Below are 12,330 nucleotides of genomic sequence, written 5' to 3'. Positions count from 1 at the left end.
GAGGGGTTTTACAGTACCAAAAACCGGCACCTTGAAATATAGAGTCCCAGCATACACCGATAAGGCATAAACGGCCGCTTTATGGCATCGTCGCCATCGGCTCCTTCTGGCCGGCTGCGGCCATTGCTCTTTCATGTCTGAGCTCTCATGGTCGCAGCAGGCAACGCCAGCGTCTGAACAGCATCATGAAACACGGCTTGTCATCATGTCGTCACCTCAGACCAGCGGGTTTTATCGATGACGAAAAAACGATCGCCAAAAAAAAGCCGCGCCAGAGCGCGGCTTTCCGGAATTGCCTGATCGCTCAGTGGAACTGTTCTTCTTCGGTCGAACCGGTCAGCGCGGTCACCGACGAGTGGCCGCCCTGGATGACGGTGGTGACTTCGTCGAAGTAGCCGGTACCGACTTCCTGCTGGTGCGAGACGAAGGTGTAACCACGGTCGCGCGCCGCGAATTCCGGCTCCTGGACTTTCTCGACGTAGGCGGTCATGCCGCGGGCGACGTAGTCCTGCGCCAGGTCGAACATGTGGTACCACATGTTGTGGATGCCGGCGAGAGTGATGAACTGGTACTTGTAGCCCATCGCGCCGAGTTCCTTCTGGAACCTGGCGATCGTCGCGTCGTCGAGGTTCTTCTTCCAGTTGAACGACGGCGAGCAGTTGTAGGCGAGCATCTTGCCGGGGTGCTTGGCGCGCACGGCCTCGGCAAATTGACGCGCGAATTCGAGATCCGGCGTGCCGGTTTCGCACCAGACGAGGTCGGCGTACTCGGCGTAGGCGACGGCGCGTGAGATCGCCTGCTGCAGACCCTTGCGTGTCTTGTAGAAGCCTTCGGAGGTCCGCTCGCCGGTGACGAAAGGCGTGTCATTGGAGTCGCAGTCGGAGGTCAGCAGGTCGGCGGCTTCGGCGTCGGTGCGGGCGATGACCAGCGTCGGCACACCGCAGACATCGGCAGCGAAGCGGGCGGCGATCAGCTTCTGGACGGCTTCCTGCGTTGGCACCAGAACCTTGCCACCCATATGGCCGCACTTCTTGACCGAAGCCAATTGGTCTTCCCAGTGCACCCCGGCGGCGCCGGCGCGGATCATTGCCTTCATCAGTTCGAAAGCGTTCAGCACGCCACCGAAACCAGCTTCGGCGTCAGCCACGATCGGCGCGAAGTAGTCGATGTAGCCCTTGTCGCCCGGATTGATGTCCTTCGAGTACTGGATTTCGTCGGCGCGACGGAACGAGTTGTTGATGCGCTCGACCACCTTGGGTACCGAATCGACCGGATACAGCGACTGGTCGGGGTACATCGCGGCGTACGAGTTGTTGTCGGCAGCGACCTGCCAGCCCGACAGATAGATTGCCTTGACGCCGGCCTTGACCTGCTGCATCGCCTGGCCGCCGGTCAGCGCACCGAGGCAGTTGACGTAGGGTTCGTTATTGACCAGATTCCAGAGCTTTTCGGCGCCGCGGCGGGCGACGGTGTATTCGATCGGGAACGAGCCGCGCAGGCGGACGACATCGGCAGCCGAATAGCCGCGCTTGATTCCCTTCCAGCGGGGGTTTTCGGCCCAGTCTTTTTCCAGTTCGGCGATCTGTTGCTCTTTAGTGCTCATGTTTTTCCTCACGAAAAATTATGAAGTGCGGTTGGGACCATGGTGACACCGGCGAGTCGAATTCGGAAGCATTGCAGGCACCAACTCGGGGCGACCAATGGCATGAAGTATAGAGGGCTTTTGTCTTGTAGGCAACAGTCTTATATAAGACATAAGATGTATTTTTTAGTCTGGCGAAACAGCGGGTTGCCGATTTCTTTCCGCATTGTGAAAAGAAATTCTCTTGCGTGAAATGCCTACTGCCTATGCCCGACGTATTGCCGGCGCGAAGACCAGTTCCGGCAGGACGACTTCCCAGCGCTGGCAGCGAACGCGGGCGAGGTATTCCGGTTCACTGTCTGCCCGGTCGCGGACGATGATCGCCGCCACGCGTGCCGCAACGCAGTCCATGCCAGCCGGCGGCGTGTAGCTGGCGGCGAGTTGGCCGACCGGATTGCCCTGCCCATCGCGCAGCAGCCAGCGCCGACCTGCCTGCTGCAGATGCAGCACCGTGCCGGGCGCCAGCGCGGCGATGGCCCGATGCACCGGTTGTGCCGGCGCCTGCCGGCCGGCAAAGCCGATGTCCACCTCGCCGGGGTTCAGTTGCCGGTAGCACCACGATAGTTCGGGGGTCGGTGGCGGCAGTTCGCTCGCCGTACGGCGCAGCAGGGAGGGCACTGCCGGTAGCTGATCGAGGAGGCGGTGTCCGCGATCGAATCGCGCCAGCAGCAAGGTCAGCCGGGCGCGGGTCATCGCCACGTAGTACAGCCGGCGCTCGGCGTCGGCGTCGGCGCCGCCGTCCTGACGATCGCGACCGGTCAGCCAGCCACCGTCGAGCACGGCGACATGGTCGAATTCAAGTCCTTTGGCGCGGTGCGCGGTGAGCAGCAGCAAGCCGCTTTGCCGGCGGCGCGCTTCGCGTCCCCATTCGGCCAGCCACTCGATGAAGTGCTGCCGGGGCAGGTCGGCGCCGCCGGTTTCGCGGGTGTACTCGGCGGCCGCTTCGTCGAGCATGGCGCGCACCGGGCTGGCCGGCTGGCCGGCCAGCCCGGCAGCGATCGCGGGACCGTTGACCAGGCTGCGCGCGTCGTCATGCAGCCAGTCGAGCAGCCATTGCGTGTCGCGCTGGCGCCAGAACTGCGCGCTTTCTTCCCGCGCCATCTGCACCGGGATGCCGTGCAGTTCGCAGAAGCTGCGCAGCGGCTGCAGCCATTGCCATTCGCGGGCAATCACCGCACAGTGCGCCCAATCCCAGTCCGTGCTCAGGCCGGCCAGGCGCTGCAACTCGCCGAGCACGGCCACCGCCTGCGTGCGCGCGTCATGGCCGACCGGCAGGATCTGGACGCGGCCCTTCGCCAGCGGGTCGATCTTCGTCCATGCGCCGCCGGGCGGCAGTTGCCGGCGGGCACGATCGATGCGGATCGGTTCCGCCGCCTTCATGCGGCCTGCCGCCGGCGCGATCAGCCGGTTAGCGGCATCGATCAGGTGCGCCGTCGCGCGGTAGTTGTCGACCAGATGCACGGCGCGGGCGGCATAGTCGGCCTCAAAGCGGCGGATGAACTCGACCGAAGCGCCGCTGAAGGCGTAGATGTTCTGGTCATCGTCGCCCACCGCGAAGAGATTCAGGCGCGTGTCCTCGTCGGTCCGGCTGCGTCCGGCGAGGGCGCCGATCAGTTCGTACTGCTGCGGCCCGATGTCCTGGTACTCGTCGACCAGAATCCAGCGGAAGCCGCCCAGCAGGCGGTCGCGCTGTTCATCGGCCTGCTCTGGCGGCAATTGATCGCCACGCAGCAGCGCGATCGCCTGCCGGCGGATTTCGTCCAGCGCGGCTGCGAAGCTCTCGTTGGTCAGCAGCCTGTCGCGGCCAACGAAGCTCGCGCCGACCAGCCGCATGGCCAGGGCATCGCAGGTGAGGACGCTGACCGCACGGGCGTCGTCGCCGATCAGATCGCCGAGGCGCTGGCGAATCTGCGCCGCGGCATGCTGGTTGTAGGCCAGCGCGACGATGCCGCGCGGGTTCTCGCGGCGCACCCGCACCAGGTAGGCGATGCGGTGCACCAGGACGCGCGTCTTGCCCGAGCCGGGGCCGGCGAGGACCAGCACGTTGCTGTTCTCGCGATCGTCGGCGACGATACTCTGCTGCACCGGGTTGGCCAGCGCCTCCACGATCCGGCGCCACGATTCCGGCGTCGTCTGCCGCGCGAGTTCCTGCTCGCGGTCGGGTAACCAGCGCTGCATGAAGGCGTCACGCGGCAAGCGGAAGTAGTCGAGCGTCAGGCGCAGGGCATCGGCCATCGCCTGTAGGCCGCGCTGCACGTACTCGGCCATGACGTGAATCTGCACCACCTGTTCGTCGTAATGCAGCTTCAGAGGTGCGAAGTCGGGTTGCCGGAACTGCCGCTTCCAGTCGGCGTCGAGGCGGATGGTCATCGCCGGGCGGAAGACCGCCAGTCCCTTGTTGAGGCGGATCACTTCCTGTTCGTGCAGCCAGAGCAGCGCGCGGTCAAGCAACCGCGAGGTCTCCCTGACCTCCGACTTGAGAAGCAGGTCGGCGTCGACCGCGGCGAGCAGGCGGCCAAGCGTCGTTTCGGCGAGCAGGTCGGTGCCGCGCGCTCCCGCCGGCAGGCAGGCGAGCAGGTGGCCGAGCAGATGCGAGGCAGCGGTGCGCCGCAATTGCGCGGTCCTGGCCAGCGCCGACCAGTCGCGCTGCAGGCGGAGCGAAACCGTTTCGGCATCGATCCGCCGCAGGGCAATGCTGCCGAGGCCGCCTTCGTCAGTGCGGCCATCGCCGGCGAGGCTGGCGAGCAACTGGCGCAGCCGTACCGGCAGAGCGCCGGCGTGGCCGGCGTCCTGCAGGCCCTGGCTCAGCCGCCGCAGGTGCAGCAGCGAGCTCTCGCCACGCGCCAGGTCGGGCGCGTGCTCGCGCAGCAGGTCGATCAGCGCGACTTCGAGCTGCGCGCTTCGTTCGAGGCGCTGTGCCGACGAGTTTTCGACGCCGACCTGCAAATAAGCGGTCAACGCCGTGTCGTTGCTCGCTATCCCCAGGCGCTCGAGATCGTGCAGGGCTGTCCGCAGCTTTTCCGAGCCCAGTCCGGTGACGCCCATCAGCTCGTCGGTCGACAGCCCCTCGTCGGCCGGTGCGCCGATCAGCGCCCCGACCAGCGCCAGCAACTGCCGCTGGTAATCGCCCTGCAGCGACGCGCGCGCCAGTCGCTGGCGCGCCTCGTCGAGCGAACCGACGCGCAGCGATGAGGGGAAAACCTGTACCTGATTCTCTTCGCGGCTCAGCAGGCGTGCTTCCTCGAGCCAGCAGACGGCGGTTCGCACGCGCGTATCATCGGTGGCGCTGTCGCGTTCGAAGCCGCCTTCTTCGTCTTCGGCGAGGATTTCGCCGGGCGTCGCGATCACCTCGCCGTCCTTGCGCTTCTTGCGGTCGAGCTGGCGCAGCGAGCGCAGGATCGCCTGGATTTCCTTGCGGCTGAGCCGCGAGCGTGCCGACATGCCGAACTGGCGTTCGACGTCCTCCGGCGAGTAGAGCAGAATACAGCGCGCGGCCTGCTGGTCGCGGCCCGCGCGGCCGGCTTCCTGCAGGTAATTCTCGAGCGAGCCGGGAATGTCGGCATGGATCACCAGGCGCACGTCGGGCTTGTCGATCCCCATGCCGAAGGCGTTGGTCGCGGCAATCACCCGCAGGTCCCCGCGGATGAACGCCTCCTGCACGTTCTTCTTGCTTTCCGGTGGCAGCCGGGCATGGAAGTACGCCGCGAGCAGGCCGTTCTGCGTCAGGAACGCCGACACCTCCTCGCTGTTTCGGCGCGTCGCACAATAGACGATGGCGCCGCCCGGTCCGTCAGCCGGCAGTTCGGCCGCCAGCAGCTGGTGGATGTGCGCCAGCTTTTCCGCCGGCGTCGTCGGCAACACCGCGAAGTCGAGGTTGCTGCGGCTCGCGCCGCCGTCGAAGCAGCGCAGGTCGACGCCGACCTTTTCGGCAAAGTGGGCGACGATGTCGGCGACCACGTCGGGTTTGGCGGTCGCCGTCAGGCACAGCACCGGCGGCACCGGACCGTCGCCGGCTTTCTCGCGGATGAAGCGCCCGACATAGCGGTAGTCGGGACGGAAATCGTGTCCCCACTTCGACAGGCAATGCGCCTCGTCGAGCACCCAGGCGCCGATCTCGCGCTGGGCGAGCACCTTGCGCAGCGTCGGATTGCGCAGCTGCTCGGGCGAGATGATCAGGATGCCGGCGTCGCCGAGGCGGACGCGGTCGAGCGCGTCGGCTCGCTCGGGCATCGACAGCAGGCCGTTGATCGCCAGGCAGCTGTCGATGCCACGTGCCCGCAGCCCTGCCACCTGGTCGGCCATCAGGGCGACCAGCGGCGAGATGACGACGGTCAGGGCGCCGGTCTTTTCAAAGCGTGACAGCGCCGGGATCTGGTAGCACAGCGACTTGCCGGTGCCGGTCGGCAGGATGGCCAGCAGGTGTTCGCCGCGCAGCGCCGCTTCGACGATGCTCTGCTGCAGCGGGCGGCCGTCGGCGCCAGCCGGTTCCGGGCGGAAACCGGTGAAGCCGAACCAGCGGGTCAGTTCCCGGCTCGCGTCGTGGTGCTCGCTGCACCAGGCGCAATCGGGCCGGCCGCAGGCCTGGTCGCGCAGGCGCCGGATCAGCACGCCGGCGCCGGGGAACCGATGCCGCACCCACGGCGGCAGCACCGAGTTGCCGCCGGCGACCGACAGCCAGGCGAGCGCGTAAGCCAGCGACCAGTTGCTCTGCGCCGCATCGTCCACGACCTGCATCGCCTGCGTCCGGCAGCCCTTGCCGTCGAGCAGGCGGGCGATCGCCTGGCGCGCCGCGGCATCGCTCGGGCGGAGCTGGCGCCGCAGGGTCGTGAAGCAGCTGTTCAGTCCGGCAACCCGCTCGTCGAGCGTGGTCAGCCAGTGCCAGGCGAGCAGCAGTTCGGGCGCTTCCTGTTGCCTCTGCTGCAGCGCCTGGTACTGGTCGTGGAACAGATCGAGCGTCAGCTGCGCGTCGAGCAGCGGGTCGTTGAGCTGCCCGCGCCTCAGCCCTCCGTCCTGGTAATGCTTGACCAGGTGGTGGTAAGGGTGGCGCGGGAAGGCCAGCGGGTTGAGCCACAGCGTATCGATCACTGGCAACGCCAGGAGACGCAGCCCAGGCTGGGCCGCGGCAAGGTGTGGCCGGTCGAAGTGGATGAAATTGTGCCCGAGCACGAAGCTGCAGCCATCGGCCAGCGCATCGAGACGGCCGAGCGCGCTGGCCAGGTCGCCACCGTCGAACCGCAGGCTCTCGCCGCTGTCGCCGCGCAGCGCCGCCAGTTGCCGGATACGCCCACTGCGCAGGCCGACTTCGAGGTCGATCGACAGGCAGCGCGGCTGGAAGGGGAGGGCGTCTGGCGTGATCTCGGGCGAATCGCTCATCGGCGTCATCATACCCGGCGACCCGCGTTGCCGGCGCGCCGGCGCCTGCCATGCCCAGTCCAGGATCCCTGCCCGCCCGGCCGGAAGTCGTCGTCAGGTGGCTTGGCTGTGTATCAGAGGCGTGGTGTCAGGCCGTCAGCCAGTGACAGCCGGTAAGCGCGGTAGCCGGGTACCAGGCTGGCGAGCAGGCCAACAGCGACGACCGCGCCGAGCAAGCGCAGTTCATCGGCGGAAACCCCACTTGCCCGAAACGCCAGCCCGAAATGTGCCTGCGCCAGCGGCGCCAGCAGCGCCGTCAGCAGTGCGAGCAACGCCACGCCCAGCACTGCGCCCAGCACGGTGATGAAGAGTCCCTCCGCGCTCAGCAGCAGGAACACTTCGCCAGGTCGTGCGCCGACCGAGCGCAGGATCGCCAGTTCGCGACGTCGTTCGCCGAGGCTGGCGAGAACCACCGCCACCAGACCGGCGAGACCGACGGCCACGACCATCGCCGAAACCGCCAGCAGGGTGCGTTCGGCAAACCCGACGACTTGCCAGAGCTGGTCGAGAGCAACGCCCGGCAGCACCGCCAGCAGGGGTTCCGTGGCGTCGTTGTTGATCTGGCGCTGCACCTTGAAGACTGCGGCGCGGCTTTTCAGCCCGACCAGGACGGCGGTGATCTCTTTCGGCGTCAGGTCGAACTTGCGCACGTACTCGGCCGGAATCGACAGGCCGGGCAGCGGCGCGCCGCCCTGCCAGTCGAGGTGGATCGCCTCCATCGCTTCGAGGCTGACGTGCACCGTGCGGTCCACCGGCGTGCCGGTGCGGGCGAGGATGCCGATCACCTTGAAGGGCTTGTCGGCGTGCTCGGCGAGGCTGACGTCGCCCATGCCGTGATTGAGGACGATCGCGTCGCCCACCCGGTAGCCAAGCCGCTGCGCGACTTCGGCACCGAGCACGGCGTCGAACAGTTCGGCAAATGGCTTACCCGCTGCCAAGGTCAGCGCCTGCGAGTCGGCGTAACGGAAGTGCTCGAAGTAGGCGGCGGTAGTGCCAAGGACGGGAAAGCCGTGATGGGAATCGCCCAGCGACAGCGGAATCGACCAGGCGACGGCGGGATTTTCGGCGATGGCGCGGTAGCTTTGCCAACGGATGTTGTTGGTCGCTTCGCCGATGCGGAAGACGGCGTAGAGCATCAGTTGCACCGGGCTGCTGCGGGCGCCGACGACGAGGTCGGTTCCCGACACGGATTGCGCGAAACTGTTGCGGGCTTCCAGGCGGACACGCTCGACGGCGAGCAGCAGGGTGACGCTGAGGGCGACGGCGATCAGCGTCATGCCGAGAGTCAGTCGTCTGTTCCAGGCGCTGCGAGCCGCCAGGAGGAGCAGGAATTTCATGCCGCCTGCCGGTCGACGCCGGTCTGGCTGATCGACGCCAGCGACAGCTCGCGGTCGAAGCCTGCGGCCAGCCGCCGGTCATGGCTGACGAAGAGCAGTGTGCTGCCCGCGGCGGCGCACTCGCGCGCCAGCAGATCAAGGAAAGCACCCTGCCGTTCGGCATCGAGCGCCGAGGTCGGTTCGTCAGCAATGACGATCTCGGGGCGCCCGATCAGCGCCCGCGCCGCCGCGACCCGCTGCTGCTGGCCGACGCTCAGGCGGGTGACTTGCCGTTGGTGCAGCGATTCCTCCAGATCGAGGTGCGTCAGCAAACGCCGGGCCTCGTCATGCAGTGATGTGCCGGCTGCCGTCGCCCGCGAGGACCGCCGGCCCGAGAAGCGGCAGGACAGGAGCACATTGTCGATCACCGGGAGGTAGGGGATGAGGTTGAACTGCTGAAAGAGGAAACCGACGTGGTCGGCACGAAAGCGGTCGCGGACCGAGGGCTTCAGTCGGGGCAACTCGCTGCCGAGCAGCCGGAGCCGGCCGCATTCTGGCACCAGCACGCCGCCGAGGAGCCCGAGCAGCGTGCTCTTGCCGCTACCACTCGGGCCGTACAGGAATACCCGCTCGCCGGCGCGCGCCGTGAAGGCGGGAATGTCGAGGCAGAAATCGCTGTCGACCGCCCAGCGGAAGCGCAGCTTCTCGATCTCGATGACCGCTTCCGTCATGGTCGGCGGCTACCAGGCAAGGCGCTTCTGTTGCGGCGACAGCCTGGCGGCCGATTGTCCGCGCGGCCCGGCTACCTGGACGTCGAGCCGGCGCAGCTTCGGGAAGTGCTGGAAAAGTCCCACTTCCAGCTCACGCAGGGCCGCAGGGTTTTCGCAGCGGAAGACGTATTCGCCGTCGAGATCGGCATGCCCATCGCCGGCAGCCTTTTGTCCCGGTTTCAGTGCCGCCGAGTCCAGCGCCACCGATACCGACGTGCAACGCGCCGCAGGCGAGGGCGAAAACAGCTCTCCAGGCTGGTTCAGACGCTCGCTCATTGCGCGCACTGCGGCCTTCTGCTTGTCGGTGCGCGGGGCATGTTCGAAGCCCAGCAGGTTTTCGAGCGGCGTCTCGAGATTCAGCGTCAGCGTCTGACCGTCGATCGCGACCTGGAGGCTGGCTGTGCCATGCACATGGGCGCCGCCCTTGCCGGCAAGAGCCGGCAGCGGCAGCAGACAGGCGGCGGTGAGGCAGCAGAGCAAGGGCGAGTGCTTCATTGAGTTGGCTCCTGGAATCGTCGTTGCTGAATCAGCCGAGGCAGGGCAGGGGAATGGCGATCAATGGCGATCAATCGCTCTCGCGGCCGCCTGGAAGCTGAATGGGGATGATTTCCTGCGCGCAGATCTGAACACAACGGAATTGTAACTGCAACAGGGTTGCGTTTGAAAGTTCCCGACGCCATTGCCCGGATGTCAGCTGTTGGTCCGGTCAAAGCCTTGTGCCCGATGCCCGGTCAGGCCGTGCGGCGGCGAGGTCAGTCTGCTTCCGGACCAGCGGTCATCGTATTGGGGGTGCTACGGCGGAGATTGCCTGGTCCGGTCATGGTAGGCGATCAATTCGCTCGCCGGCAGCGGACGCGAGAAGTGATAACCCTGCCCCATCTGCACCCCGGCCGCCTGCAAGGCCTTGAACTGGGCGTCGGTCTCGATCCCTTCGGCAACCACCGTCAGGTCCATCGACGACAACAGGCCGGCGAGGCCACGCAGCCAGTTGGGGTCGGGGCCGTTCGGGTCCATGCCGGCGATCAGCGAGCGGTCGATCTTGATGATGTCGAAGTCACAGCGTGCAATAAAGGCCAGATTGGTCCCGTTCATCGTCACGTCGTCAAGGGCAACGCGGACGCCGCGCCGGCTCATCCCGTGCAATGCCATCATTCCCAGCGAGTCGGGGATGCCACGTTCGGTGACCTCGATGATGATCTGCGAACTCAGGCTGCGCAGCCCGGATTTGACGGCAGCGTATTCGAGGCCACCCCGGCCGAGGATTTCGGGTGGAACATTGAGGCTCAGATGCGCCTCGGGGTGGGCGCCCAGCCACTCACCGAGTTCACTGGCGACCGTGTCGATGACCCAGTAGGTGAGCAGACCGGAGAGCGGCGTATTCTCGATCAGCGGGATGAACTCCCCGGGGGGAACGACTCCCGTCGGCCGCCGCCAGCGGATCAGCGCTTCCGCTCCGAGACAGCGTTGATCGCTGAGGGAGATCGTTGGCAGATACTCGAGGAAGAATTCTCCTCTGTGCAGACCATCATGTATTTCGTCAAGCTCAGTCAAGGCAGGGTCTTTCGCATTCGCGCACCGTCGCGCAGGCGTTGCAGGCAGGTCCGGGCAGTGCGGCGAGACCGGCGGAGCCGGTCAACGCCGCCGGCGGCCATAGAGTCTTGCCATTTCTGCGAGTTGCCTGGCGTGTCCTGCGTCGACCTGCTGCCAGCTGAACCGCCACTCCCAGGATCCCTCGCTGCGGCTGGGTTCGTTCATGCGGTGCGAGGCGTCGAGACCGAGCACGTCCTGCATCGGGATGACGCAGAGCGAGGCGACGGAGGCACAGGCCAGGCGGATCAGACGCCAGGGCAGGCCTTCGTCCACCGCCTCGTCGACGCCGAGGTAGGCGCGCACATAATCCCTTTCCGGATTGGCGAGCGACTCCCACCAGCCACGCGTCGTGTCGTTGTCGTGGGTACCGGTGTAGACAACGGTGTTGGCGTCGTAGTTGTGGGGCAGGTAAGGGTTCTTGGCGTCGCCATCGAAAGCAAACTGCAGGATGCGCATCCCGGGCAGGCCGATCGCCTGGCGCAGGGCATTGACCTCCGGGGTGATGATGCCGAGATCCTCGGCGATGATCCTCAGTCGGCCTTGCGCGTCGCCCAACTCGCGGCGCATGGCGTCGAAAACGGCTTCCCCCGGCCCCGGCCGCCATTGTCCGTCGATGGCCGTCTCCGCCTCGGCGGGGATTTCCCAGAACGACTCGAAGCCACGAAAATGATCGATTCGCACGACATCGCAGAGCTTCATCGTTTGTCGCATCCGCTCGACCCACCAGCGATAGCTCTCGGCGGCGTGTGCCGGCCAGCGGTAGAGCGGATTGCCCCAGCGCTGTCCGGTGGCACTGAAGTAGTCCGGCGGCACGCCGGCGACCACGCGCGGGCGCCCGTGTGGATCGAGATCGAACAGCTTGGGATTCGACCACACGTCGGCACTGTGCGCGGCGACGAAAATCGGCAGGTCGCCGACGATTTCGATGTGGCGGGCATTGGCATAGTGCTTCAGCGCTGCCCATTGCTCGTGGAAGCGCCATTGGCAGAACTTCCAGAAACTGATTTCCTCGCCCTGCCGGTCGCGCGCTTCGCGCAGTGCGTCCGGCTGGCGGTGCGCCAGCTCTGCCGGCCAGTCCTGCCACATCCTGCCGTCGCCACCGTGCGTCATGTCCAGTGCCATGAACAACGCGTAGTCGTCAAGCCAGGCGTGGGCATTGGCGCAGAAGGCTTCAAAGGCGGATCGCTGAGGAACCTTCTTGGCGCCAAAGAAGCGCTTGGCAGCACGTCGCAGGTGGGTCATCCTGAAGCGCCGGACCGCGTCGTAATCGACCCGGTTGGCCGGGAAAGCAGGCACTGACTTGAGGTCGGCATCGCTCAACCAGCCGGCGTCACGGAGCTGGCCGAGGTCGATCAGCAGTTCGCTGCCGGCAAAGGCCGAGGGGCTGATGTATGGCGAGTTGCCGGGTCCGACGCTGCCGAGTGGCAGTACCTGCCAGAGCGACTGGCCGGCGCCAACCAGCCAGTCGACGAAGTGGTAGGCGGCGGGGCCCAGATCGCCGGAACCGTGCGGGCCGGGTAGCGAGGTCGGGTGAAGGAGGATGCCGTTGTGGCGGGGAAGGGATTTCATGCCGGTCCTCTTGCTTGATGCGGATGTCTGG

At 66.4% G+C, this 12,330-nt stretch carries 7 protein-coding genes; all 7 read right to left on the bottom strand.

Annotation, left to right across the window (positions count from 1 at the left end; translation table 11 throughout):
* Nucleotides 1-304: 304 nt before the first annotated feature.
* Nucleotides 305-1,603: an isocitrate lyase gene (gene aceA, locus V5B44_RS25440; protein ID WP_332362069.1), complete on the bottom strand. Its 1,299-nt coding sequence runs from the start codon at nucleotides 1,601-1,603 to the stop codon at nucleotides 305-307.
* Nucleotides 1,604-1,846: 243 nt separating this feature from the next.
* On the bottom strand, nucleotides 1,847-7,015 hold the full coding sequence (locus tag V5B44_RS25435) for a RecQ family ATP-dependent DNA helicase (RefSeq protein WP_332362068.1): 5,169 nt from the start codon (nucleotides 7,013-7,015) through the stop codon (nucleotides 1,847-1,849).
* A 113-nt stretch (nucleotides 7,016-7,128) separates the two neighbouring features.
* Nucleotides 7,129-8,391, bottom strand: a complete 1,263-nt coding sequence (locus V5B44_RS25430; protein WP_332362066.1) for an ABC transporter permease — start codon at nucleotides 8,389-8,391, stop codon at nucleotides 7,129-7,131.
* Nucleotides 8,388-9,101, bottom strand: coding sequence for an ATP-binding cassette domain-containing protein (locus tag V5B44_RS25425; RefSeq protein ID WP_332362064.1), 714 nt, complete (start codon nucleotides 9,099-9,101; stop codon nucleotides 8,388-8,390). Before V5B44_RS25425 ends, V5B44_RS25430 begins: the two co-directional genes overlap by 4 nt.
* A gap of 9 nt (nucleotides 9,102-9,110) precedes the next feature.
* Entirely contained in the window at nucleotides 9,111-9,635 is a 525-nt protein-coding gene (locus V5B44_RS25420; RefSeq protein ID WP_332362062.1) for a DUF2796 domain-containing protein, read from the bottom strand.
* A gap of 297 nt (nucleotides 9,636-9,932) precedes the next feature.
* The gene (locus V5B44_RS25415; RefSeq protein ID WP_332362060.1) at nucleotides 9,933-10,691 is read right to left on the bottom strand and encodes an EAL domain-containing protein; all 759 of its coding nucleotides are present in this window, start codon (nucleotides 10,689-10,691) and stop codon (nucleotides 9,933-9,935) included.
* Between the two features lie 81 nt (nucleotides 10,692-10,772).
* Nucleotides 10,773-12,299 (bottom strand): 4-alpha-glucanotransferase, encoded by a 1,527-nt coding sequence (gene malQ / locus V5B44_RS25410; RefSeq protein WP_332362058.1) that lies wholly within the window; start codon nucleotides 12,297-12,299, stop codon nucleotides 10,773-10,775.
* Between the last annotated feature and the right edge of the window lie 31 nt (nucleotides 12,300-12,330).

The organism is Candidatus Accumulibacter necessarius (assembly GCF_036625085.1).
This window is presented reverse-complemented; position numbering and strand designations above follow the sequence as displayed.